Origin of the sequence: Streptomyces panacea (assembly GCF_040560175.1) — a bacterium.
Classification (GTDB): domain Bacteria; phylum Actinomycetota; class Actinomycetes; order Streptomycetales; family Streptomycetaceae; genus Streptomyces; species Streptomyces panacea.
In genome coordinates this window covers 1-24,124 of sequence record NZ_JARJHW010000111.1, presented here as the reverse complement: position 1 = coordinate 24,124, position 24,124 = coordinate 1, and the positions used below count along the sequence as shown (strand labels likewise).

Here is a 24,124-nt window from a genome sequence, read left to right as displayed (position 1 = left end):
ACAGACCCCGCCCGGCTCAGGCCCCCGCGTCCTCCAGCAGCCGCACCGTCTCCGGATACGGCCCGGTCCGCGCCCATTCGAGCGGCGAGCGCCCGCTGCCGCCGTCCTCGCGCAGCCGCGGATCGGCGCCGTACGCGAGCAGTTCGCGTACGGCGTCGGCATGGCCCCAGCACGCGGCCCCGCACAGCGGCGTCCCCTCCGTGCCGTCCCCGCTCTCGGTGTCGGGCGGCGCGCCCGCGACCAGCAGCAGCCGTACGGCGCCGGCGTCGCCGTGCACGGACGCCGCGTACAGGGGCGTCGACCCCTCGGAGTCGTACGTCTGCGCCGGTGCGCCAGCCCGCAGCAGCGCGCCCACCTCCGCCGTGTGGCCGAGCCGCGCGGCCAGCACCAGACGCCGCGACAGCTTCTTCCGCCGTCTGTTGTTCATTCCGGTCCCGCTCCCTTACTCAACTCGTGCGCAGCATCAGGCGGATGCCGACCACCATCAGCCCGGCGGCCGCGATGGTCGCGCCTGTCTTAGCAACCCGGATTCGTTCCAACACTGGTGGTCAACCGCGAGAACCCGGGTGAACGGCCCCACACGCACCCCCAGCAGTCCTGAAGGGCATGTGCCGACCGACCGTCGGAGGCTTCGTATGGACCCCGGTCGCTTCTCATCCAGCGCTACGCCGCCTCGCCATTGCGACGCGGGCCGGCCTGGCGATCTCGCGGGACGCTGTCGGCGTTTACTCCAGGCGTACGCCGCCCGTGGGTACGGTCTCACTAACAGAACTGACCAACGCCCTGACGGACTACGCCTGATCCGGCCGCCGAGGCGCTGGCGCGGAGTTGGGCCCCCGTCCTGTCGATGCCTGCCGCAAGTCCCCTCGTCCGGGTGAAGCGAAGCCGGTTCTACGTCGGTAGTGGTTCAGGCGCCTCTATGGTGCGTCTCGCTCTTGCATACTCAGCAATCTGAGGAGTCGACGCAGCATGACGTCAGCGCCGGAACAGCCGTCCGTCCAGCCGTATGGACCACCCCCGACAATCATCATCAACAACAGCAACTCCGCTGCGGCGTCTGCCGCAGCAGTCATCGGCGGGGCCGCCGGCCTGAGGCGTCGGCGACAGTCGCTGTGGGCACACTTCTGGCTGTTCATGTTCACCGTGGGTATCGGCAACGTCATCTACGCGGTGCACGTGAGCCGCTGGAATCGAGACCGAGGTCTGTGACGTCTGGTTAAGAGGACCGGATGCCCTTCGGGCCCGGTACCCCTGGGGTAGGGCATCCGGCATACCTCTGCCAGGCCCACGGCAGCACCTAGGTACTGGCGCCAAGCCCTGAACTTGGGAATCAACGCTTCGTCGGGCACCGGTAGCCCTCTGACCAGCGTCAGCGGGCGCTCATACGAACCGTAGCGCTCGGTCCGGCGCCCGCTGTTGACTGCGTTTTACCGCACCTCGGGTACGGAACGGGCACGAGGTTGGGCGGCGACCGCTTCGTCCCGAAGCAACAGGGGCAGACGTCTGGCCTTGGTTCGCTGTACCTCTCACCTCCTGCGATGGTCCACAGGCGTGCACGGCTGTCCGTCGCTGTCCGTTGCTGTCCGTCGGCGTTGTCATGCAGTTAGACACTCATCCCCGCGCTTGGGTAGGGCTGATGCCATAGCTCGCAGCCTCAGCTTCGAGTTCGTCTCTGAACGGATGCAAGAGCATGGTGAGCTGCCCACCCTGCCTCCGTGGTCCGGTCGCGGAGTCTGAAGAGCGTAGGCGGGACCGCCGGAGGACGAACCTGCTGTTCTCGTGAAGTCCACACGCCTGGGGTGCCAGCATGAGCGTCTGCGCCCCGCAGAAGCAATGAGCGGAAGACGAGGTCGGATGGTGTCCAGCGGTAGCGAGGTCGGCAGGTATGTCTACTGGTCCGACCGGGCGATCCAACGGGTTGCCGAGGAGAACGGAATCGAACTCGCAGGGCGACGGACCTGGACAGTTGGCCTGTCTGTGCTCGGTCTCCAAAGTAGCTTTGGGCAACAGGCGCGCGTCACCCGGAACCGGCTTGAGGAGGCGCGCAGGGTTAAGCGGCACATCGGCACTGCCGCCGTTGAAGATCTCGACACGGAGCCCCCAGCTTCCTACATCGCAGGTGTTGGCAAGGTCGAGTTCGCGGAGTTCGCTGCGTGGCACGCCCAGGGCGGCGTGGTCATGCACATCCAGCTTCGCAGCGCGAACGGTCGGCGGGTCGATCTCTGCCTTTTCGGCAGCAAGGACAATCTCCGCGGCTTCGGGCCGAGCGACGGCTTCGACAACGGCTGGACGTCCTCGGCGGCGCCGGCAATCGAGGAGCTCGTGCGAAGCCGGGGGACGCAGAACAACTCCCAGTGGGACGACGAGCAAGCGCGATCCGTCGAGGCTTTGAAGATCGCCCTGGACCAGGGTTTCTCAAGCACCGGCGGCGAGCATGTGGGCAGACCAGAGACACGCGGCTTCACCATCGGCCACGCCGGCGACTGCGAATTCTTCGCTGAGATCTACACCGATGTCGTGCTCGACCCCGCCCGGTGGCGCCGCCTTGAGGGCGAATCGGCGGGCGCTGAGCGCATCATGGTCGGTAGACCGATGTGGATCCGCACTCAGAGCCCGGACGCGGTGGTGCGCTACACCGAACTCCGCAACGGTTCAGGCTGGTCCCGCCACCGCTGGCTACGACCGCTGCGCTTCCTGTCACGTCGTCGTCGTGCTGTGATCAGTCCGCCAGCTGCGGTGCCGACGACTCTTGAGGCACCGGAGCCCAGTCCGGCTGGGGCGGCTCGTCGGCGCAGGTTCACGCAGGCCCAGGACTGATAGACCCACACCCGCGCTGGAAAGGGAGCCCGTTCGAGCCGGGCCGAGTGGTTCCTCCGTGCTTCCGTGAGGCTCAGCCGACCGTTGGGGCCGCCACGAACTCGGTCCGAATCGTGGGCGTCCTGCCCGTCGTCCTCCCAGAAGCACACCGGACAGAGCTCAGTCCAGTTCGCCTCGGCAGCCGGACCCGCGATGCCTTCGAGTACGACAAGAGGCCGCTGAACAGTCTTGCGCCGACGCTCCTTGATCCTTTTGAGGATGGCGGTGCCATGCGCGTTCCGCACGTGCACGTGGTGCTCCACGCAGGAGGTAGTAGCGATTAGGTCGTGTGCGCTCCTCCCGATGCGCACGGCCCGGTGCTTCCGGCACTGGTGCACTTCGTCCCACTGCCCACAGCCCACAGCCGATGATGGCGGGCCAGGAGCCCGTTCCTATCCCTTCACCCTGGCGCTCCCGGTCCCTTCGTCAACTCGTGCGCAGCATCAGGGCGATGCCGACCACCATCAGCCCGGCGGCCGCGATGCGCGGTGTACCGAACCGTTCCTTGAAGAACACCGCGCCTATCGCCGCCCCCACGATGATCGACGACTCCCGCAGCGCGGCGATCGGTGCGAGTGCCGCCTGCGTCTGGGCCCACAGCACCAGGGCGTACGCCCCTACGGACAGTGTCGCGCCGAGCAGGCCGAGCCGCAGATGCGGACGCAGCAGGCCGAACAGCGCCGCGCGGCGCGCGTAGAACGCGTACAGCGGGATCAACGAGCCCTGGAGGACCATCAGCCAGCCGATGTAGCCGAGGGGCGTGCCCGACTCGCGTACGCCCACGCCGTCCACGACGGTGTACGCGGCGATCGACACCCCCGTCGCGAGCGCGGCCAGCAGCGCGGGCCACTGCGGTTTCGTCTCCGCGCCGCGCATACCCCACAGGGCCACCCCGACGAGCCCCGCCGACGCGACGGCCACGCCCGTCGCCTGCCAGCGGTCCAGCGACTCGCCCACGAAGACCGCGGCCAGGACGGTCACCAGCAGGGGCGCGGTGCCGCGCGCGATCGGATACATCTGGCCGAAGTCGCCGAGGCTGAACGACCGCATCAGGAGCGCCTGATAGCCGACGTGGAGCACCGCGGAGCCGATCAGATACGGCCACGCCCCGGCGGCCGGGAACGGCGCGAAGCAGACGGCGACCGCGCCGATCACGGTGCCGCCGCCCGCGATCAGGGTGAAGGCGACCAACTGGTCCTTGATGGTGTGCGCGATCGCGTTCCAGGTGGCGTGCGTGACGGCCGCCAGGAGAACGGCGGCGGCGACGCCCGGCGTCACGCCGTGCGCTCGCGGACGTCCACCAGGGTGCCGCCGGCGTACGAGACCACGCTCTTGGGGTCCATCGGGAACACCGTGTGCGGTGTGCCCGCCGCGGCCCACACCACGTCGTGGTCGAGCAGCCCCCGGTCGGCGAGCACGCGCGTCCTGGTGCGGTGGCCGAAGGGCGGTACGCCTCCGATCGCGTACCCGGTGGTCTCCCGTACGAGATCGGCGCGCGCCCGCTTGACCGCCCCGGCGCCCAACTCCTCGCGTACGCGCTCCACATCGACGCGCGAGGCGCCGTCCATCAGCACCAGGACCGGGACGCCGTCGGCCTCGAAGATCAGCGACTTGACGATCTCGCCGAGCCCGCAGCCGATGGCGGCGGCGGCCTCGGCCGCGGTACGCGTGGCATCCGGGAAGGTGCGGATCTCGCCGGTCAGATCGTCGAGGCCCAGTTCGCGCAGGGCCTCGACGAAGCGGGGATGGGCCGGGGTGTCAGGCGTGCCGCCGGGGTCGCTCATGGCGGGGACGCTAGCGGCAGGGGGACGGCGAGTGCGAACGCGTTTCACCGGCGTGTGCCGGCCGACCGCAGCCGCTCCGCCAGCGCGCGGGCGCGGCCCGCCAGCTCCTCGGGATCGAGCACCTCGAAGTCGTGCCCCAGCAGGAGCACATGCATGAGGACGAAGTCGAGGTTGTCGCCCCCGCTGAGCACTTCGCAGCGGTCGTCCCCGCGCGGCCGTACGACGGCCGACGACGCCGGGATCTGTTCGCGCACCGTGTCGGCCGGCGCGTGCACGAGGAAGCGCGCCCGGCGCGGATAGACCCGGCTCGCCACACCCTCCTGCACGTACGACGCCGCGTCGGGCGCCTCGCGTGGGCGGAAGCGCCAGGTCCGCGCGGACACCTCCGTCATCCGGTCGACGCGGAAGGTGCGCCAGTCGTCGCGATCGAGGTCGAAGGCGAGGAGATACCAGCGCCGGTCGGAGGCGACCAGGCGGTAGGGCTCGGCGCGTCGCCCTCGTACCTCGCTCCCGGAGGGGTAGTCGAAGCCCGCCTCCACCTCGTCGCGGCAGGCTCTGGCCAGCGTCATGAGCACATCCGGGTCGACCGGCGGTCGGCCGCCGCCGAAGAACGCGACCGAGCCGGAGAGCGCGCGCACCTCGTGCCGGAGCCGGGCGGGCAGTACCTGGTCGAGCTTGGTCAGCGCGCGGAGCGCGGCGTCACTCGTGCCGCCACCCCCGCCCGTGCCGCCGCCCGTGCCTACGCCGCCGCCCGCGCCCGCGAGCAGCGAGACGGTCGTGGCGATGGCCTCCTCGTCGTCGAGGAGCAGCGGCGGCAGATCCTGCCCCGGGCCGAGCTGGTAGCCGCCGCCCACGCCCTGGCCCGCGTGCACCGGATAGCCGAGCGCGCGCAGCCGCTCGACATCGCGCCGCACGGTGCGCGACGTCACCCCCAGCCGGCCGGCCAGTTCGGGACCGGTCCAGAGCCGGCGCTGTTGCAGCAGCCCGAGCAGCGTGAGCACCCGCTCCGTCGTACCCCGTGCGGCGGCCCCGCTCGCCATATCCATGGCGGACACCCTGGCAGAGATGGCGGACCGATCCTGTCCGCCAGGGGTGCCAGGGTGGGCCCCATGAACGCGGACGAACTCGACTGGAACCGGACGCTGCGCGAGCAGTGGGAGTTCCACTGGAACCATCAGCTCCGGGCCCGGCTCGACGGTCTCACCGACGACGAGTACGTCTGGTCGCCGGTGCCGGGTGCCCGGAGCGACCACGGGTTCCCCGGCCCGGACCCGGCGTCCTTCACCACGATCGCGTGGCGGCTGGGTCACGTCATCGTCGATGTACTCGCCGTGCGCAACGCGGCGCACTTCGGCGCGCCGGGGGCGTCGCGCGAGACCTGGCAGTACGCGGACAGCGCGGCCACCGCGCTCGCCCAGCTCCGGACCCAGCTCGATGTCTGGCTGGCCGGGGTGTCCGGTCTCGACGACGCGGCGCTCCGGGTCCCGGTCGGCGCGAAGGAGCCGTACCCGGATGCCCCGATGGCGGATCTGGTGCTGCACATCAACCGCGAGCTGATCCACCATCTGTCGGAGGTCTGCCTGCTGCGCGACCTCTACGTACATACGAATCCCGCCACGAACGGAGCGACCCGATGAGCCGCCACATCCAGATCACCTTCGACGCCCACGACCCCGCCGCGCTGTCGTCCTTCTGGCGCGACGTCCTCGGCTACGTCCACCCCGGCCCGCCCGGAGTCGACCTGCCCGAGGGCGCCGACCCGCTGGCCGCGTGGGACGAATTCCTGGCCCGGATCGGCGTACCGGAGGGAGAACGCAACACGAGGTCGGCCGTGGAGGATCCGGACGGGCACGGCCCCCGGCTGTTCTTCCAGCAGGTGCCGGAGGACAAGGTCGCGAAGAATCGCGTCCACCTCGACGTCCGCGCGGCTCCCGGGCTGGCGGGGGAGGAACGGATGGCGGCGCTGGAGAGCGAGTGCGCCCGGCTGGTCGCACTGGGAGCGACGCGCGTACGCCGCGACGAGCCCGCTCCGCCGCTGAGCACCGGCTACATCGTGATGACGGACCCGGAGGGCAACGAGTTCTGCCTGGACTGACGCGGGACGGGGCGGTTCCGGGTGCGGCCGGGCGGCCGGGGCCGACCGATGTGCCCGGCCCCTGGGGGCGGTCGGCGCGCGGGCCCGCCAGGCGCCGGCCCGGAGGAGATGCGCGTGGCGGACAGCCCGTCCTACGGGGAGAGTGGCAGCGGCGATCCGTCCGGCCGGTGTGCCCCGCCCCGCTCCCGTGAGCCCCTCCGTAGGATGCGCCCCATGCCGGACCCCGCCTCACCCCGTCCCGAGCCCTTCACCGCGCGGGCATCTTCCGCCGCGCTGGAAGACCTCCGCGCGCGGCTGCGCGCGACGCGCTGGCCGGACACGCCCCAGGGCGCCGGGTGGTCGCTCGGGACCGATCTGGACTACCACCGGGAACTGGTCGCCTACTGGGCGGACGAGTTCGACTGGCAGGCGCAGGAGGAGGCCCTCGCCCGGTTCCCCCGCTTCCGCGCGCGGCTGGGCGGCACCGGTGGTCCCGGGAGCACCGGCGGCGGCACCGGCGGCGGTACCGGCGGCGGTACCGGCGGCACCGGCGGTCTCGGGATCCACTTCGCGCACGTCCCCGCCCCCGACCCCGTGGGGACCGTGCTGCCGCTCGTCCTCAGTCATGGCTGGCCGGACTCGTTCTGGCGGTACGCGAAGGTCATCCCGCTCCTGACCGACCCCGGCGCGCACGGCGCCGACCCCGCCGACGCGTTCGACGTCGTCGTGCCCGACATGCCGGGCTACGGGTACTCCGACCGCCCCACCGGCCCGCCCCTCAACTCCATTGCCGTCGCCGGTCTTTGGGCCGAGCTGATGAGCCTCCTCGGCTACGCGCGGTTCGGCGCGGCGGGCGGGGACATCGGCAGCCACGTGAGCCGGTATCTCGCGCTCGACCACCCGGACCGGGTCGTCGCCGTCCACCGCACCGACGCCGGTGTGCCCGTCTTCGCCGGCGATCCGGCGGAGCTCGCCCCCGAGGAGCGGGCCTGGCTCAGGGACGCCGTGGCCTGGGGCGCGACCGAGGGCGCGTACGCCGCCATGCACCGTACGAAGCCCCAGACGGCCGCCTTCGGGCTCACCGACTCGCCGGCCGGGCTCGCCGCGTGGATCGTCGAGAAGATGCGGGCGTGGAGCGACTGCGACGGCCACATCGAACGCAGCTTCACGAAGGACGAGATCCTCACCAACGTCACGCTGTACTGGCTCACGGGAACGATCGGATCGTCGATGCGCATGTACGGCGCGAACGCCGCGATCGCGCCCGCGCAACTCGCCCGCCGGGTCGAAGTGCCTTCCGGCTTCTCGCTCTTCCCCGGCGACATCGTCCGCCCGCCGCGCGCCTGGCTCGACCGCACGGCGAACGTCGCGCGCGTGACCGAGCCCGCGCGCGGCGGCCATTTCGCGGCGTTCGAGGAGCCCGAGCTGTACGCGGAGGAGCTGCGCGCGTTCTTCCGCCCCTACCGGGCGCCGTCGTTGGGCTGAGGGCTGTCCCGAGCGCTGGGGGGAGGGCGGCTCAACGCGTGCACCGCTCCCCTCACCGCACCCCCCTCACCGCAACCCGCTTCACCCCGCCGAGAGCACGGCCGCGACCACCGGCCCCGCCGCGTCCCCGCCGTGCCCGCCGGACTCGACGCTCGCGGCGACGGACAGGTCGTCCTGGAAGCCGGTGAACCAACTGTTCGACGTGGCCTGCCCGTCGACCTCCGCCGACCCCGTCTTCGCGCCCTTGTCCCCGCCGAGCCCGGACATCGCCTTCTGGCCGGTGCCCCACGCGGCGGTCGCCCGCATCATGTCGCGCAGCTGCTGCCCCACCGCCCCCGGCAACTGCCGCTCCGCGACCGCCAGTTGGCGGTCGTCGAGCCCGCGCGGGACGATGACCGGCTGGCGGAAGGTGCCGTCCTTCGTGGTGGCCGTGACGGACGCGATGTTCAGCACGTTCATCTGGACCGTGCCCTGACCGATGTACTGCGCGGCGGCCCCGCCCCCGTCAGCCTCCGGCACGCTGCCGTCCGCGGACGCGATGCCGGTCTGCCAGTCCAGCCCGAGGCCGAACACCTGCCGGGCCACCGAGGGCAGCGCGTGGTCGTCCTTCGTGTCGTCGATCAGCTTGATGAAGGCGGTGTTGCAGGAGCGGGCGAAGCTCTGTGTGAACGTGCCGTCCTTGATGTCGAAGTTGTCCAGGTTGTGGAACGAAGTGCCCTGGTAGAGAACCGACTTGGGGCACTCGGCCGGCCGGCCCGCGCCGGCCAGCCCCTTCTCCAGCAGCATCGCCGCGGTCACGATCTTCATCGTCGAGCCCGGCGCCTGCTTGCCGAGCATTGCCGCGTTGAAGCCGTCCTTACGGTTGTTGGCGACGGCGACGATCTCACCGGTGCTCGGCTTCACCGCCGCCACGGACGCCTCGCTGAACTTCTTCACGGCCTGCTCGGCCGCCGCCTGCACCTTCGCGTCGAGCGTCGTCGTCAGCTCGCCGCTCTTGCTCTCGGAGAGCGTCAGCAGCGTGGAGCGGTGCACGTTGTCGCCGTCGGTCCGGATCCACATCTCGACGCCGGACTCGCCGCCGGCCTTCTCCCCGTACTTGTCCCGCAACTGGTCGAGCACCGGCGCGAGTGACGGGTACTTCTCCGCCGTCAGCTCGGTCCCGTTGCGGTCGACCGCCTTGATCGGCGGCTTGGCGGCTCTGCCGGTGACCAGGTTGTTGTTCTTCTCCAGCTTCGGATGGATGATCGCCGGCGCCCAGTCGACCAGCGGCTTCCCGCTCGTCAGGCCACGCACGACGGTCAGCTCGGAGGCGTACGACAAGGGCTTGCTCAGCCCGTCGAACTTCACTGTCGCCTTGACGGTGAAGGGCACCTTCGCGCCCGTCGCCTTCCCCGGGGTGATCACGACGCCGGTGATGTGCGCCTGCTCGCTGTACCCGGCGACGGCGTCCTTCGCCTCGGCCGGATTGTTGGTGTAGGTGGCGGCGAGTTCGGCGTCCTTGCCGTCGGCCCACGCGGTGAGGAAGTCCTCGGCGGTGTCCCTTATCTCGTCCGCGCCGAGCGGCCCGGTCCTGACCTCGGTCGACTTCGACCCGGTCGCCGCGCCCCCGCCGTCCCCGCTGACGAAGCCGTACGCCCCGTACCCGACCCCACCGGCCACGACGATGAACACGCCGCCGACTATGGCGACTTTCGCCCCACTGCGCATGAGTGCGATCCCCTCCCCCCAGGAGTGCCCCCGACCACGTTTGAACGTGTTCAAAGGAGCGATTTTTTCGCACTCTACGGGACGTGGGTGAACAGGGAAGGGGCCGTTATCGGACCGCGACGATCGCTCCGCGAGCGCGGCTCGCGGTCCGGCGCGCGGTCCGGCTCGCGTCCGGCGCGCGGTCCGGCGTACGAACCCGCCGTGCCTGCCCGCTCACACCCAGGTGTCGAACCACATCCGGTCCTGCCACTCCCCGATGGGGATCGTCTGCCCCGTGTAGATCGGCCAGAAGTAAATGAAGTTCCAGACGATCAGCAGCACCAGCACACCCGCCCCCACCGCGCCGATCGTCCTGCGTCTCTCGTCCGAGCCCGCCGGGCCCAGCATCGCGCCGATCATCATCGACACCGCCAGACAGAGGAACGGGACGAAGACCACCGCGTAGAAGAGGAAGATCGTGCGTTCCTGGTAGAAGAACCACGGGACCCAGCCCGCCGCGATCGCGCAGGCGATGGCGCCCGCGCGCCAGTCGCGGCGGAAGAACCAGCGCCACAGGACGTACAGGATCGCGAAGCAGGCCGCCCACCAGAGCAGGGGCGTGCCGATCGCCAGGACCTCCTGGGCGCACTTGTCCGCCGGGGCGGATGTGCAGCCCTCCGTGCCGCCCCTCGGGTCCTCGTAGAAGTACGAGACCGGGCGGCCCAGGACGATCCAGCTCCACGGGTTGGACTGGTAGGTGTGGCCGGAGGTCAGATTGACGTGGAAGCTGTAGACCTCGTTCTCGTAGTGCCACAGGCTGCGCAGCCAGTCCGGCAGCCAGGACCACATCCCGCCCCGGCCCTCGGTGGCGGCCCAGTTCCGGAAGTAGCCCTTGTCGGTGACGATCCAGCCGGTCCACGAGGCGACGTACGTGACGATCGCGACCGGGACCGTCGAGACGAACGCCGGCAGCAGGTCACGTTTGAGCACGGCGAGATACGGGCGTACGGCGCCGGCGGTGCGGCGCGCGCCCACGTCCCAGACGACCGTGAGCAGGCCGAACGCGGCCAGGATGTAGAGGCCGTTCCACTTCGTCGCGAAGGCCAGGCCCAGCATCAGACCGGCGGCGATACGCCACGGCCGCCAGCCGAGCCGCAGCCCCCCGCCGACCGCGTCGTCCGGGCGCAGCACCCCCTCCGCGTCCACCGGCAGCGCGTCCGCGAATCGCCGCCTGGCCCAGTCCCTGTCCAGCAGCAGACACCCGAACGCGGCCAGCACGAAGAACATCAGCACCAGGTCGAGCAGCGCCGTGCGGCTCATCACGAAGTGCAGGCCGTCGACGGCGAGCAGCCCGCCCGCCAGACACCCCAGGAACGTCGAACGGAACAGCCGGCGGCCGATGCGGCACAGCATCAGTACGGAGAGCGTGCCGAGGACCGCCACCATGAAGCGCCAGCCGAACGGGTCGAAGCCGAACATCAGCTCGCCCAGCCCGATGATCCACTTGCCCACCGGCGGGTGCACCACATACCCGGGGTCGGTCGGCACCGGCACCTGTGAGGGGTCGGCCAGGATCAGCTTGTCGACATCCTTGGGCCAGCTCGCCTCGTACCCCTGCTTGACGAGCGCCCACGAGTCCTTCGCGTAGTACGTCTCGTCGAATATCACCGCCTTGGGGCTGCCCAGATGCCAGAACCGCAGCAGCCCGGCCACCAGCGCCACCGCCAGCGGACCGAGCCACGCGGACCAGCGGATCAGCCGGCCGGCGAGCAGCGGCGGGACACCGAGCACGGTCCACAGGCGGGGGGACGGCTCCGTGTACGGGGGGACCAGCCGCTCGCGCAGCCCGATCACCGGTCTCGGCGCATAGCCGAACCGCCGCAGCCGCTGGGGCCATGACGGCGGCCTGTCCTCGGCGTCCCGACCCTGGAGGGCTTCTGGCGCAGTACTGGTCACCGCGCCATCGTAGGGAACGCCGCTGTGTGACGTGGGCACGCGTCGGCGGACACGGCGGCGGACCGGGCGCCGAGACGCCGCGGAGGCGCGGTGGGGACGGGGCGGGGCCGGGCCGGCGGCGTCCGCGGACCGGCCTCCCGCGCCGCCCTGCGAGGATGGCGTACGTGACTACTGTGCCCTCCCGGGGAACGGCCCCCGCAGCCCCGACCGGCGTTCTCGTCCTCGCCGGGACCCCCATCGGCGACACCTCCGACGCCCCGCCGCGCCTCGCCTCCGAGCTGGCGACAGCGGATGTCGTCGCCGCCGAGGACACCCGGCGGCTGCGCAGGCTCACCCAGGCGCTCGGCGTGCAGACCACCGGCCGTGTCGTGTCGTACTTCGAGGGCAACGAGAGCGCCCGTACGCCCGAACTCGTCGAGGCGCTGGCGGGCGGCGCCCGCGTGCTCCTCGTGACGGACGCCGGGATGCCGTCCGTCTCCGACCCCGGCTACCGGCTCGTGGCGGCGGCCGTCGAGCGGGACATCAAGGTGACCGCGGTGCCGGGGCCGTCCGCCGTACTGACCGCGCTGGCGCTCTCCGGGCTGCCCGTCGACCGCTTCTGCTTCGAGGGGTTCCTGCCGCGCAAGGCCGGCGAGCGGCTGGGCAAGCTCCGCGAGGCCGCCGACGAGCGGCGCACCCTCGTCTACTTCGAGGCGCCGCACCGGCTCGACGACACCCTCGCGGCGATGGCCGAGGTCTTCGGCGCCGAGCGCCGGGCCGCCGTCTGCCGCGAGCTGACCAAGACGTACGAAGAGGTGAAGCGCGGCGGCCTCGGCGAACTGGCCGTGTGGGCGGCCGACGGCGTACGGGGGGAGATCACCGTCGTCGTCGAGGGAGCCCCGGAACGCGCGCCCGTGACGGACCCCGAGGAACTGGTGCGCAGGGTGCTGGTGAGGGAGGAGGCGGGGGAGCGGCGGAAGGAGGCCATCGCCGCCGTCGCCTCGGAAGCGGGGCTGCCCAAGCGTGATGTCTTCGATGCGGTGGTCGCGGCAAAGAATGCTGCCCGGACCGGCCCTCGGGACGGCAAAGGACTATCTTGAAAAGCAAAGCGCAGACCGTGTGCCGGGCCCTTTGGACATGAGGAAGCCAAGAGCCCGCCATTAATCGACAGCGCTGATGCGCTCCCGCCCGAATAGGCGTCCACTGGATCGAGTGGAGAGGAGCTGGCATGAGTGAGATCACGGGCAACGCCGTCGCCCACGAGGCATATGCGTTCTGCTGCATGCGATGCGGTCACGGCTGGGAGCAGGCGTACGACATAGAGCACCACACGGACGGTTCCGGACAGCAATTCGTCGTCTACAAGGCGGACGGACTGCGGGTGCCTTCGCCGCTGTCGAGCCCGACCTGCGTCAACTGCGGACACCACGTCGTGCGGATAATGCGCTCGGGACAGGTGTCCTCGGTGCACGCCCTGAGCCGGCAGCGGACCGCCACCAAGGCGCCGAAAGCACCCAAGGCGCACAAGGCGAAGGCGCCCAAGCAGACCAAGCCGATACCCGTGACGGACGAGGCGGGCGGGGCGGCCATCGGGGCCGTGGGCGACAGCGCTCAGGGGAAGCCGGCCCACCACTGGCACCTCTCCGACCTCCTGCACCCCTTCCACCGCAAGTAGCCCGTTCCGGGCACCGGGGCCGTCCTCGTACGATCGTGCCCATGAGCCCGAAGAGCGCCAACAGCACGAGAAGCGCCACCAGCGCCACGCGCGCCGACGAAGCGCCGCCGGCACCCGAACCGCTCCGGGTGCCGGTCGCCGATTCGCACACCCACCTGGACATGCAGAGCGCCGCCGTAGCGGACGCCCTCGCCAAGGCCGCCTCCGTAGGAGTGCCGATCGTCGTCCAGGTGGGCTGTGACGTGAAGGGGTCCCGCTGGGCGGCCGACACCGCCGCCGCGCACGCGTCCGTGCACGCGGCGGTCGCGCTGCATCCCAACGAGGCGCCGCGCATCGTGCACGGCGACCCCGACGGCTGGTCGCGCCAGGGCGTCCGGGAGGCCGGCGGGGACGCGGCGCTGGACACCGCGCTCGCCGAGATCGACCGGCTGGCCGCGCTGCCGCACGTGAAGGCCGTCGGAGAGACCGGGCTCGACTTCTTCCGTACGGGTCCCGACGGCATGGTCGCGCAGGAACGCTCGTTCCGCGCGCATATCGAGATCGCCAAACGGCACGGAAAAGCGCTCGTCATCCACGACCGCGAAGCGCACGCCGACGTGTTGCGCGTGCTCGCCGACGAAGGCGCTCCGGAACGGACCGTTTTCCACTGCTATTCGGGCGACGCGGAAATGGCCGAAATCTGTGCCGCCGCAGGCTACTTCATGTCTTTCGCGGGAAATATGACGTTCAAGAACGCGCGCCCGTTGCGTGAGGCGTTGGCCGTCGCTCCGCTCGAACTCGTTCTGGTGGAGACGGACGCGCCTTTCCTGACGCCCGTTCCGTACCGTGGACGGCCCAATGCGCCGTATTTGATTCCGGTGACGGTGCGTGCGATGGCGGACGTGCGTGGGATCGACGAGGACGCGATGGCGACGGCGATTTCGGCCAACACGGCGCGGGCTTTCGGGTACTGAGGCGGCCGGTTCGGCTCGGACCGGCGAATTCGATGCCCACTCGAACAGCGACGCTGTGTAGTCGCGCTGCTTTGGAGAGTGACCGTCGCTCCGCTAGTGTCCGGCGGGCATCGCGTGGGCCGGACCGGACTTGTGGAGCGTCGAGCGTCGTGAGCAATACGCAGGGCAGTCACCGCGCCGGACCTGGCGGGCATGCCGAGGACGGCCGGCGTCACGGGGTCGGAACGGCGGACCCGTCGGCGCCCACCGTGGCGTGGTTCGCCGCCGAGACGCTGGTCCCGCACCAGCAGCAGCCACCGACTCTCGCCGCCGTCCCGCCCGCGCCGTACCGGGACCCTGCGCCCGGCCCGGACCTCGCGCCGTACTCGGACCCGGCGCCGTACCGGGACCTCGCGCCCGGTCCGGACCCGGCGCCCGGCCCGGACCTCGGCCGCGGCTCACGCCGCCGCCTCGTCCCGCAGGCCCTCGTCGTCGCCGTCCTGGCCGGCGGCACCTCCGCGTTCGTCGCCAACGACAAGGCCGTCGAACTCCGCGTCGACGGCGCCCCGCGCACGCTCCACACCTTCGCGGACGATGTGGACGAACTCCTCGCCGACGAGGGCGTGCGGATCGGCGAGCACGACCTCGTCGCCCCCGGCCGGGGCGCCGAACTCACCAACGGCGACACGGTCGTTGTCCGCCACGGGCGCCCGGTCATGCTCACCGTCGACGGCCGGCGCCGCCAGATCTGGACGACCGCCGACACCGTCGAAGGCGCGCTGCGGCAGCTCGGCGTACGCGCGGAGGGCGCGCTCCTGTCCGTCTCCCGCTCGTCCGCGATCCCCCGCAGCGGTCTGGCCCTCGACGTCCTGACGGAGCGCACCGTCACGTTCATGGCCGACGGGCGCGAGCGCACCATCCGTACGAACGCCGCGACCGTCCGCGAGGCGCTGGCCCACGCCGGGCTCACCCTGCGCGGCGAGGACACCACCTCCGTACGGCCGGACAGCTTCCCGCGCGACGGCCAGACGATCACCGTGATGCGTATCACCGAGGGCGAGATCGTCCGCGACGAGGCCATCCCGTACGACACCGAACGCACCCGGGACCCCTCGATCTTCACCGGCACCGAGGTCGTCACGCGCCAGGGCGAGCAGGGGACGCGACGCCTCACCTACGCCGTGCGCGCGGTCAACGGCGTCAAGCGGAAGCCCCGCAAGATCGACGAGAGGATCGTCCGCGCGCCCGTCACCCAGCGCGTCAGGGTCGGCACGAAGCAGCGCCCGGTCTCCGCCGGGGGCGCCGACGGCCTCAACTGGGCCGCTCTCGCCGCCTGCGAGTCGGGCGGCCGGCCGAACGCGGTCGACCCCTCGGGGACGTACGGGGGGCTCTACCAGTTCGACACCGGCACCTGGCAGTCCCTCGGCGGCAGCGGACGCCCGCAGGACGCGTCCGCCGGCGAGCAGACGTCCCGGGCGAAGAAGCTCTATGTGCAAAGGGGGGCGAGTCCGTGGCCGCACTGCGGCCGTAGGCTGCACGGGTGAGCACCACAGAGCCCCCCGACGACGCCTCCGGCGCGCCCCATGCCTCCGACGCCCTGCTCGGCCCCGCGGACATCCGCGAGCTGGCCGCGGCCCTCGGCGTACGCCCCACCAAGCAGCGCGGCCAGAACTTCGTCATCGACGCCAACACCGTGCGCCGGATCGTGCGCACGGCCGGTGTGCGCCCGGACGACGTGGTCGTGGAGGTGGGCCCCGGGCTCGGTTCGCTGACGCTGGCGCTGCTGGAGGCGGCCGAGCACGTGACGGCCGTGGAGATCGACGACATCCTCGCCGCCGCGCTGCCGCGCACCATCGAGGCCCGGATGCCGGCCCGCGCGGGCCACTTCTCGCTGGTGCACGCGGACGCGATGCAGGTACGCGAGCTGCCGGGGCCGACGCCCACGGCGCTGGTGGCGAATCTTCCGTACAACGTCGCCGTGCCCGTCCTGCTCCACATGCTGGAGCACTTCCCGACCATCGAACGCACCCTGATCATGGTCCAGGCCGAGGTCGCGGACCGGCTGGCGGCGGCGCCGGGGAACAAGGTGTACGGCGTGCCGTCGGTGAAGGCCAACTGGTACGCGGAGGTCAAGCGCGCCGGCGCCATCGGCCGTAACGTGTTCTGGCCCGCGCCGAACGTCGACTCGGGCCTCGTCTCGCTCGTACGGCGCGCGAAGCCGCTCACGACCACGGCGTCGCGCGTCGAGGTCTTCGCGGTCGTGGACGCGGCCTTCGCACAGCGCCGCAAGACGCTGCGGGCGGCGCTCGCGGGCTGGGCCGGGTCGGCGCCGGCGGCCGAGGAGGCACTGGTGGCGGCGGGGGTCTCGCCGCAGGCGCGGGGGGAGTCGCTGACGGTGGAGGAGTTCGCGCGGATCGCGGAATCGAAGGGAGCGGTCGCGTGAGTGACTCAGAGGTGAGTGGCACAGAGCCGCGACGGGCCGCGGTGACCGTACGCGTTCCGGCCAAGGTCAACGTCCAGCTGGCGGTGGGCGCGGCGCGCCCCGACGGCTTCCACGACCTGGCCAACGTCTTCCTGGCGGTCGGTCTCTACGACGAGATCACCGTCACCCCCGCCGACGAACTGCGCGTCACCTGCGCCGGCCCGGACGCGCACCAGGTCCCGCTGGACGCGACCAACCTCGCGGCGCGGGCGGCGATCGCGCTGGCGGAGCGGCACGGGATCGAACCGCGCGTCCATATCCACATCGACAAGGACATCCCCGTCGCGGGCGGCATGGCGGGCGGCAGCGCGGACGGCGCGGGAGCGCTGCTCGCCTGCGACACGCTCTGGTCGCTGGGCTCGTCCCAGGCCGAACTGCTCGCCATATGCGCCGAGTTGGGCAGCGACGTGCCGTTCAGCCTGCTGGGCGGCGCGGCGCTCGGTGTCGGGCGCGGGGAGCGGCTGACACCGCTGGACGTCGGGGGCACGTTCCACTGGGTGTTCGCGGTCGCCGACGGGGGACTGTCGACCCCGGCGGTGTACGCGGAGTTCGACCGCCTCAACCTGGAGGCCGACGTCCCGCCTCCCGCCGCCGACCCCGACCTGCTCACGGCCCTGCGCACGGGCGACGCGACGGCCCTGGCAGCCACCCTCACCAACGACCTCCAGCCTGCGGCCCTCTCCCTGCGCCCGTCCCTCGCGACGACGCTCACCACGGGTACGTCGGCGGGCGCGCTGGCGGCCCTGGTCTCGGGGTCGGGCCCGACGACCGCGTTCCTGACGAAGGACGAGGAGTCGGCGGCGACGGTGGCGGAGGCGCTGCTGGCGTCCGGCAACTGCCGTACGGCGAGAGTGACTTCGGCGCCCGCGGCGGGGGCCCGGGTGGTGTCCTGATGGCCGGTACGAAGCCGGTGGCCGCCGCCACCGAGCCGGCCGCCGCCACCGAGCCGCTGGTCGCGCTGCTCCGGGAGATCGCCGACGGCTCCGACGGCCTCGTACAGCTCCGCCCCGGTCTCACCGACGCCCGGATGGACGCGTGGGCGGCGCCGGTGCCGGAGGAGATCCGCGTACTGCTGCGCGCGGTGGGCGGTATCCGGGTCGCCTTCGGCGGTTCGAAGGACGACGGCGGCTACCTCTTCACCGACATCGACCTCGACGAACCGCTCAACGACGGCACGTTCCCCCTTGGCGGGGACGGCAGTTGGTACGTGGAACAGGCCGGCGGCCCCGGCACCCACCGCTTCGTCCATCTCGACTCCGCCGGCGGCTTCGTCTACGTCGACATCGACCGTGAAACCGGCGCCTGGGGACCGGTGTTCATCTTCTGGGACGCCAACGACACGGTGCGGCTGGACAGTTCACTGCACGCCTGGCTGCACCGCACGGCCCTCTGCCTGCGCGACGCCCTGCGCGACGCCGCCGGAACCGCCTACGCGTTCGACTCCGCCTTCAGGGAGACCTGGACGGAACCCCAGCAGAACGCCCCCGAGACCCCCACGATCCCCGCCACCGAGGCCCGGACGAGCCCGGACCCGGTCATCCGCTCCGTGGCCACCACCCTCCCCGACGACGGCGCCCTGGCCGACCTCCGCGCGATGGACGGCGCCGCGCTGGTGATGTTCGACTTCCCGGAACTCTGCCACTTCGCCCGGGCGCACGGCGGAACGGTACTCACGGCGGTCCCGGCGACCCCGTACGAGGACGACTGACCCGCACATGCCGATGCCCGATCAGGGGGAACGGCGGCCGGGTCTCGCCCCGCTGGCCGCTCACTGTACGTGTGCCTGCCGACCGCTTAATGTAATGCGTCACGTGGGCTGGAAAGGGGGCTGGGGTTGATGGAGGCGGAGCTGGCCGCTCTGGCGGCCACCACGGGAACGACTCTCGTCACCTTGCTGGCGACGGACACCTGGAACAGCATGAGAGAGGGAATGGTGCTGCTCTGGCGGCGGGCCCGTCCCGATCGGGCCGAGGACGTCGGCGCCGAACTCGACGCGTCCCGTGAGGAATTACTCGCGGTCCGGGCGGCCTCCGACCTACAGGCGGAGGCGGAGACCAGAGACGAGATCAGGGCGGAGTGGCAGGGACGGGTGCGAAGACTCCTGCACGCCCACCCTGAGCTGGCCGAGGATCTGCGGGCGCTCCTGGCCGAGACCGCGCCGGCCGCTTCCGTATCACCCGCCCCGCCCGTTCCGACCCAGCAGGCCACTGCCTCGGGCGAGGCGCGGATCTATCAGGCCGGTCGTGACCTCCACCTCGATCAGCGGTGACCGGCCGTAACGACGGGCAGGCCGAAGGCCGGGGCCGTGTCTATCAGGCGTCCGGCGACCAGCACATCACCGAACACCATCATCACGACCCGTCGGGCCGGGGAGCGTCGGACGGGAGTCCGTCGTCGCGTGGACCGGACACGGTACGTCACCCCGCCGTAGGCCGGGCACCCGCGATACTGCGAGATCGCGACGCGCTCATGGTGCGCCTGCGGTCCGCCGTCGCCCACGACGCGGCGGGCGAGGTGCTCGTCCTGCACGGTCTCGGTGGCTGTGGCAAGACCGCTGTCGCCCACACGCTCTTCCGCCACGCGGCGGACGAGGGCGGCCGGCTCGGCCTCTGGGTCAACGCCTCCGACCACGCTTCCTTACGCGCCGGAATGCTCGCCGTGGCCGCCGACCGGGGGGCCGGCGACGGCGAACTCATGGCGGCGCGCAACGGGCTCCGGGCCGCGGCCGATCTCGTCTGGGACCGTCTCGACGCCTCCGACAGACCCTGGCTGCTGGTCCTGGACAACGCGGACGATCCAGCGGTGTTACGCGACGGCGGCTGGCTCCGGACGAGCCCGCGCGGCACCGTACTCGTCACCACGCGTCAGTCGGCCACGCACTGGTGGCCGGCGGCCGAACTGCTGCACGTCGGTGTGCTGCCACGGGACGACGCGGCCCAGGTGCTGTGCGATCTCGCACCCGGAACCGGGACCGCCGAGGAGGCCCGTACCGTCGCCGACCGGCTCGGCCGACTCCCCCTGGCGCTGACACTCGCCGGCGGATTTCTGGCGCACCAGGTGATCGAACCCTGGACCATGTCCGAATACGGTCGGCGCCTCGAAGACCACGAGGACCCGATCGAATTGATCGACCGGGGCGCGGGCGCCGTCGGCGACGACTCCCGCCACCTGGTGAGCGGCACCTGGCAACTCTCGCTGAACGCCCTCGTCAGGCAAGGCATGCCGGACGCGACCCCTCTTCTGCGCCTGCTCGCCTGCTGGTCCGACGACCCGCTGCCGATCTCGCTGCTCGCCGGCGTCGAATTGGGCCCGGAGTTACCCGCCGCCCGGGTGGAGCCGGCACTTCGCGGACTGCTCGACCATTCACTCACCGAGCTTGTCTCCAGCGGCGACCTGCGCTGCCTGCGTACCCACGGAGTGCTGCTGGACAGTGTCGCGCGCGGTACACCGGACGACCGGCGTGATCCGCTCGTCGCCACAGCCGCCGGGCTCCTCCTGGCGGCGCTCCCCGAAGTGCCGGAGCGCGGGAGACGAAATCCACTGCTCAACCTTCTCTCCCCGCACGTGCTGGCGCTCCTGCGCCGGGTGCGGGACTGGTCCGCGGTCCGCCAGGAGACGGCGCAGCTGGCGGCCGAATGCGCTCTGAGACTGGTGACCGGACAGCACAGGTCCGGCGAATACGCCTCCGCGCTGGCCGTGGCCACGGAGGCGGTGCAACTCGTGGAGCGGCGGCTGGGCGACGAACATCTACTCGTCCTCAGGCTCCGTCAGCGAGTGGCGAAGGCCGTCGATCGGCTCGGCCACTTCGAGGACGCGGTGGGACGCCATCGGCGGGTGCTGGCGGATCTGGAGCGCGTGTACGGCCCCGACTCACCGGACACGCTGACGAGCTGCCTCCAGCTCTCGCGTCCCCTCACCTGGCTCGGCCGGACGGCGGAGGCGGTGGCATTGATGCGCAGGACGGTGAAGGGGCGCTCGGAGCTGTTCGGTCCCTGGCATCCGCTGACGCTGGAGGCGCGGACCTGTCTGCTGGAACTCCCGCCCGGAGCTGAGCTGGAGGAGGAAGTGGGGGGAGGTCCTGAACTGGTCGCCGCTTGTCTGCGCGAACTCGGCCCGCACCACCCGACCACTCTGGCGGCGGAACTCAACTGCGCGCACGCCCTGTTCAACACCGGCCGCCCAACTGAGGCACTCCCGCTGGCGCGCGGCGCCTTGACCGCACATGAACGCCGTTACGGAACCGACTATCCGATCACCTTGGCCGCACGCAGCCTGCTCAGTGGTGTCCTGGCCGCGCTGGGTGAGGGCGCGGAGGCCATTCAGCAGATCGAGAGGGTCATCGCGGGGCGAGAGCGAGTGCTCGGCCCCACTCATCAGTGGACGTTGGCGGCGCGCAAGAAACTCGACAGCTACCGCGAGCAGCGGAGCGGCTTATCTGGAGGACCACAATGATTCGTGGGTGGGAAGCAGATCCCTCGTCACCGCTGGCCCGGCGCCTGGGCAAGTCCCCCGAGGAACTGGGCACGACCGGCGGTGAGTCAGGCTGCCCCGACATCTGGGAACTGGAGAACGGGGACATCGCCGTCATCGGCCGGGACCTCACCGATTCCTACCGGACGGGCCTGCCGGACGGCGTGAAGATCGCCCCGGACGAGCGCCTGGTCGTCATCCCGCGCAGGACGGCCGTGGCCGCGAAGGCGGACACCCCTGATGCGTAGCCTGCTGATGGACGCCTCCGGCGAACGGCTTGAGCTGGACGCCTACCTCGAAGACTTCGACAAGCGCTTCTGGAAAGCCGGTTCGTCGGACGAAGCGAGCTTCTGGAAGCTCGAACGCCGGCAGTCCTTCAAAGAGCCAGGAGTGGAGAGCTGGGAAGCGTTCTTCCGGGGGGAGTGGGGCACGGCTCTGGCGTTGATCGCCGAGCAGAAAGACCACTACGAACGGTATTTCCAGAGAATCGCGGATCATGGTTTTGGGCTGCACCGTGTCCGCGTGGTCGAGGAGCCTGTCACGCCTTATCTGCAGTGGGAACTCCACCTTCTGCGGCTGAAGGAGCAGTGTGGCGAGGATACGCGGATCGTGAAGGTGGACGACATCTCTCCCCTCGAATCCGGTACAGAGTTTCCCGAGATCGCCATCATTGGATCATCCGCGCTGTACGAGATCATCTACGATGACGACGGGACGCTGGCCGGTGGTATCAGATACACCGATGAAGGGTTGATCTCGGACTGCCGGAAGATAATTCGCGACATTCATGGATCCGGTGAGCGGCTTGAAGCCTTCTTCGAGCGTCGCGTGGCCCCCTTGACGCCCCCCGCGGTTGACGGGAAGTGAAGTTCCAGGACCGGATCGCCGGTTCGGGCGAGAAGTGAGGTGTGTCGATGCGTGTCATCTTGGTGTCTTACTCGGCCCGGGGGTTCGCGGTTCTCCGCACGGCATGCGAGCAGGCAGGACACCAGCCCGTAGCGTATCTGCACGCGCGCTCCCTGCGCCCCGGTGGGCCGACGAGATCCGGGGCCGGGCCGGTCGTCGCTGAAATCGTCGAGAGTGTTCCGCCGGCGGTGGACCTGCTTCTGCCGGGAACCAAGAAGGTGCTGCTGGCGCAGACGTTACGGGCGTACGAGGCCGATCTTGTCGTCTGCTACGGATTCCCCTGGAAGTTTCCACCTGCGGCCCTGCGGGCCACGGCGTCGGGCGCCATCAACGTGCATACTTCGATGCTGCCGAAGTATCGAGGGCCCATTCCTGTCAACTGGGCCATCAGAAACGGAGACAGCGAGATCGGGGTGACTGTTCACCGTATGAATGAGGAATTCGATTCCGGTGAAATCCTGGTCCAGGAATCCGGAATCGCGCTGGACGACGAGGTGGATCCGGACCAGCTCTGGGACGAGGTCGAGAGGTACATCGCCCGGCTGCTTCCCACGGCGCTCACACAGGTGGAGAGGGGTATCTCGGGTGCTGCCCAGCGTGAGGATCAGGCATCGTACGCGGGGTGGATGGAGCCCGAATTCGCCTACGTCGACTGGGGCCACACCAGGAACGAGATCCACAATCAGGTACGCGCCACGCGATTCGGCAGCTCAGGAAGGTCCGGCCCCATCGCGAAGCTGTCCGGCGAACAGGTCCGGGTGCTCCGGACCTCGCTCGAACCGGCCGACGGCAGACGGACGATGTGCGCGGACGGCCCCCTCTGGGTCGTGGAGTCGACGCCTGTTCGAGGCGGGTGACGCCGTCGAGGGTGTCACCCGCCCAGCCGGTCAGGGCCTCCAGGGCGCGCGACGCTGTCCGCCCAGGGACGGAGCATGAGCGCGGGGTGCCCAGGGGAGGCCGGATCGACGTGGAGTTCGACGGGCAACAGGGCTCCTAGCGGCTCTGCGTGGAGCCGGGGGTCTCCGGGAACAGGCCGGTCACCTCGGTGGATGTCACGGTCTCGGAGGCCGGGGGAGGTGTCGCCCCCACCGGCTTGCCGGGGTCCCCGATGCCGAGGTCGAAGGGCTCGTCGTCGATCTCGAACTCGACGCGCAGCGGGACGGGGGTCCCCGTCACCGGCACGTGGACGGTCACCTCGTCGCCCACCGGCTGCTGCACCAGCCCGACCACCCGCTTGCCGGCCTTCGTCTCGGGAGTGAGCGGCTCGGCCCCGGTCACCGAATCGGGCACTTCGGCGAAGGCTCTGTCCAGATCGCACAGCCTCAGTTCCAGGTTCTCCTTCACCTCGGCCGCCGAGGACTCGATGTACTTTCCGCGGGCCTTCTTCGCGGCCTTGTCGTGGAGGGCGACCGCGTCCGGGCCGATCTGCTCGGCGAGCTCGCGCCACGTGGCCATAACGGCGTCGTCGTGCCGATGCCAGACCCGTTCGCCGTCCACGTGGATGAACTCCGTGACGCCGTCATCCGCGAAATCGAGGGTGCCGGCGCAGTTCCCCTTCCGGTCCGCCCGGAGGTCGATGGCGGCGATCGACATGTAGCGGCCGTCCAGGTGAACCGTGTCGTACCCCTTCAGGGTTTTCAGCGCCGAGGACATCCGCCGGACATCGTCTCCGCCCTTCCCCTTCGGGGACTTGGCGTCATCCGTCCCGGACCCACCACACCCGGCGACCCCGCCCACAGCTACCACCACGATCGCGCACAGCACCGCCAGGTGCCGCCTTCGTTTTCCCACCCCGACGCGCCTTTCGTACAAGGAGTCCCGCTTCGCCTGAACGTTATC

General features: G+C 70.8%; 24 protein-coding genes and 1 pseudogene. 17 read left to right on the top strand and 8 right to left on the bottom strand.

Going from position 1 to position 24,124, the window contains the following annotated elements; genetic code table 11:
* Positions 1 to 16: 16 nt before the first annotated feature.
* On the bottom strand, positions 17 to 427 hold the full coding sequence (locus P3L51_RS23780) for an ankyrin repeat domain-containing protein (RefSeq protein WP_354607307.1): 411 nt from the start codon (positions 425 to 427) through the stop codon (positions 17 to 19).
* A 542-nt stretch (positions 428 to 969) separates the two neighbouring features.
* On the opposite strand from P3L51_RS23780, the gene P3L51_RS23775 reads away from it, so the two are divergent.
* Positions 970 to 1,209, top strand: a complete 240-nt coding sequence (locus tag P3L51_RS23775) for a hypothetical protein (RefSeq protein WP_354607306.1) — start codon at positions 970 to 972, stop codon at positions 1,207 to 1,209.
* Positions 1,210 to 1,854: 645 nt separating this feature from the next.
* Complete coding sequence (locus P3L51_RS23770; protein ID WP_354607309.1) at positions 1,855 to 2,817, top strand: hypothetical protein; 963 nt, start codon at positions 1,855 to 1,857, stop codon at positions 2,815 to 2,817.
* A 59-nt stretch (positions 2,818 to 2,876) separates the two neighbouring features.
* Here P3L51_RS23770 and P3L51_RS36025 read toward each other — a convergent pair.
* The 4 genes and pseudogenes from P3L51_RS36025 to P3L51_RS23750 form a co-directional block, all read right to left on the bottom strand.
* A pseudogene (locus P3L51_RS36025) lies at positions 2,877 to 3,101 on the bottom strand (CPCC family cysteine-rich protein); the annotation flags it as partial.
* 181 nt (positions 3,102 to 3,282) lie between these two features.
* Positions 3,283 to 4,134: an EamA family transporter gene (locus tag P3L51_RS23760; RefSeq protein ID WP_354607305.1), complete on the bottom strand. Its 852-nt coding sequence runs from the start codon at positions 4,132 to 4,134 to the stop codon at positions 3,283 to 3,285.
* Positions 4,131 to 4,640: a YbaK/EbsC family protein gene (locus tag P3L51_RS23755; RefSeq protein ID WP_354607304.1), complete on the bottom strand. Its 510-nt coding sequence runs from the start codon at positions 4,638 to 4,640 to the stop codon at positions 4,131 to 4,133. The genes P3L51_RS23760 and P3L51_RS23755 overlap by 4 nt, the downstream gene beginning before the upstream one ends.
* Positions 4,641 to 4,684: 44 nt before the next feature.
* The gene (locus P3L51_RS23750) at positions 4,685 to 5,686 is read right to left on the bottom strand and encodes a helix-turn-helix transcriptional regulator (RefSeq protein ID WP_354607303.1); all 1,002 of its coding nucleotides are present in this window, start codon (positions 5,684 to 5,686) and stop codon (positions 4,685 to 4,687) included.
* Between the two features lie 63 nt (positions 5,687 to 5,749).
* Here P3L51_RS23750 and P3L51_RS23745 point away from each other — a divergent pair, with 63 nt between their 5' ends.
* From P3L51_RS23745 to P3L51_RS23735, 3 genes are all read left to right on the top strand, one after another.
* The gene (locus P3L51_RS23745; RefSeq protein WP_354607302.1) at positions 5,750 to 6,277 is read left to right on the top strand and encodes a DinB family protein; all 528 of its coding nucleotides are present in this window, start codon (positions 5,750 to 5,752) and stop codon (positions 6,275 to 6,277) included.
* Positions 6,274 to 6,735: a VOC family protein gene (locus P3L51_RS23740; protein WP_354607301.1), complete on the top strand. Its 462-nt coding sequence runs from the start codon at positions 6,274 to 6,276 to the stop codon at positions 6,733 to 6,735. The genes P3L51_RS23745 and P3L51_RS23740 overlap by 4 nt, the downstream gene beginning before the upstream one ends.
* A 213-nt stretch (positions 6,736 to 6,948) precedes the next feature.
* Positions 6,949 to 8,199: an epoxide hydrolase family protein gene (locus P3L51_RS23735; RefSeq protein WP_354607300.1), complete on the top strand. Its 1,251-nt coding sequence runs from the start codon at positions 6,949 to 6,951 to the stop codon at positions 8,197 to 8,199.
* Between the two features lie 81 nt (positions 8,200 to 8,280).
* Here P3L51_RS23735 and P3L51_RS23730 read toward each other — a convergent pair whose 3' ends face one another.
* Positions 8,281 to 9,906, bottom strand: coding sequence for a penicillin-binding transpeptidase domain-containing protein (locus P3L51_RS23730; RefSeq protein WP_354607299.1), 1,626 nt, complete (start codon positions 9,904 to 9,906; stop codon positions 8,281 to 8,283).
* A 213-nt stretch (positions 9,907 to 10,119) separates the two neighbouring features.
* Positions 10,120 to 11,841, bottom strand: coding sequence for a dolichyl-phosphate-mannose--protein mannosyltransferase (locus P3L51_RS23725; protein ID WP_354607298.1), 1,722 nt, complete (start codon positions 11,839 to 11,841; stop codon positions 10,120 to 10,122).
* A 164-nt stretch (positions 11,842 to 12,005) separates the two neighbouring features.
* Here P3L51_RS23725 and rsmI point away from each other — a divergent pair, with 164 nt between their 5' ends.
* The 12 genes from rsmI (at position 12,006) to P3L51_RS23665 (ending at position 23,142) form a co-directional block, all read left to right on the top strand.
* A complete protein-coding gene (gene rsmI / locus P3L51_RS23720) occupies positions 12,006 to 12,920 on the top strand; it encodes a 16S rRNA (cytidine(1402)-2'-O)-methyltransferase (protein ID WP_354607297.1) in 915 nt (304 codons plus the stop codon).
* Positions 12,921 to 13,048: 128 nt separating this feature from the next.
* The gene (locus tag P3L51_RS23715) at positions 13,049 to 13,495 is read left to right on the top strand and encodes a hypothetical protein (protein WP_354607296.1); all 447 of its coding nucleotides are present in this window, start codon (positions 13,049 to 13,051) and stop codon (positions 13,493 to 13,495) included.
* Positions 13,496 to 13,536: 41 nt separating this feature from the next.
* The gene (locus tag P3L51_RS23710; protein ID WP_354607295.1) at positions 13,537 to 14,448 is read left to right on the top strand and encodes a TatD family hydrolase; all 912 of its coding nucleotides are present in this window, start codon (positions 13,537 to 13,539) and stop codon (positions 14,446 to 14,448) included.
* 149 nt (positions 14,449 to 14,597) lie between these two features.
* Positions 14,598 to 15,971 carry a resuscitation-promoting factor gene (locus P3L51_RS23705; RefSeq protein ID WP_354607294.1) on the top strand — a complete coding sequence of 458 codons (1,374 nt, stop codon included), beginning with the start codon at positions 14,598 to 14,600 and terminating at the stop codon, positions 15,969 to 15,971.
* Positions 15,968 to 16,870 carry a 16S rRNA (adenine(1518)-N(6)/adenine(1519)-N(6))-dimethyltransferase RsmA gene (rsmA, locus tag P3L51_RS23700; protein ID WP_354607293.1) on the top strand — a complete coding sequence of 301 codons (903 nt, stop codon included), beginning with the start codon at positions 15,968 to 15,970 and terminating at the stop codon, positions 16,868 to 16,870. Before P3L51_RS23705 ends, rsmA begins: the two co-directional genes overlap by 4 nt.
* Positions 16,867 to 17,802 carry a 4-(cytidine 5'-diphospho)-2-C-methyl-D-erythritol kinase gene (locus P3L51_RS23695; protein ID WP_354607292.1) on the top strand — a complete coding sequence of 312 codons (936 nt, stop codon included), beginning with the start codon at positions 16,867 to 16,869 and terminating at the stop codon, positions 17,800 to 17,802. The genes rsmA and P3L51_RS23695 overlap by 4 nt, the downstream gene beginning before the upstream one ends.
* The gene (locus P3L51_RS23690; RefSeq protein ID WP_354607291.1) at positions 17,802 to 18,617 is read left to right on the top strand and encodes a hypothetical protein; all 816 of its coding nucleotides are present in this window, start codon (positions 17,802 to 17,804) and stop codon (positions 18,615 to 18,617) included. The genes P3L51_RS23695 and P3L51_RS23690 overlap by 1 nt, the downstream gene beginning before the upstream one ends.
* A gap of 129 nt (positions 18,618 to 18,746) precedes the next feature.
* Positions 18,747 to 19,178: a hypothetical protein gene (locus tag P3L51_RS23685; RefSeq protein WP_354607290.1), complete on the top strand. Its 432-nt coding sequence runs from the start codon at positions 18,747 to 18,749 to the stop codon at positions 19,176 to 19,178.
* Positions 19,175 to 21,361 (top strand): tetratricopeptide repeat protein, encoded by a 2,187-nt coding sequence (locus P3L51_RS23680; protein ID WP_354607289.1) that lies wholly within the window; start codon positions 19,175 to 19,177, stop codon positions 21,359 to 21,361. The genes P3L51_RS23685 and P3L51_RS23680 overlap by 4 nt, the downstream gene beginning before the upstream one ends.
* A complete protein-coding gene (locus P3L51_RS23675) occupies positions 21,358 to 21,627 on the top strand; it encodes a hypothetical protein (protein WP_354607288.1) in 270 nt (89 codons plus the stop codon). Before P3L51_RS23680 ends, P3L51_RS23675 begins: the two co-directional genes overlap by 4 nt.
* The gene (locus P3L51_RS23670) at positions 21,620 to 22,246 is read left to right on the top strand and encodes a DUF6879 family protein (protein WP_354607287.1); all 627 of its coding nucleotides are present in this window, start codon (positions 21,620 to 21,622) and stop codon (positions 22,244 to 22,246) included. The genes P3L51_RS23675 and P3L51_RS23670 overlap by 8 nt, the downstream gene beginning before the upstream one ends.
* A gap of 47 nt (positions 22,247 to 22,293) precedes the next feature.
* Entirely contained in the window at positions 22,294 to 23,142 is an 849-nt protein-coding gene (locus P3L51_RS23665) for a methionyl-tRNA formyltransferase (RefSeq protein WP_354607308.1), read from the top strand.
* Positions 23,143 to 23,278: 136 nt separating this feature from the next.
* Here the strand turns inward: P3L51_RS23665 and P3L51_RS23660 are convergent, their stop codons facing one another.
* The gene (locus P3L51_RS23660) at positions 23,279 to 23,938 is read right to left on the bottom strand and encodes a hypothetical protein (protein ID WP_354607286.1); all 660 of its coding nucleotides are present in this window, start codon (positions 23,936 to 23,938) and stop codon (positions 23,279 to 23,281) included.
* Positions 23,939 to 24,124: the final 186 nt, after the last annotated feature.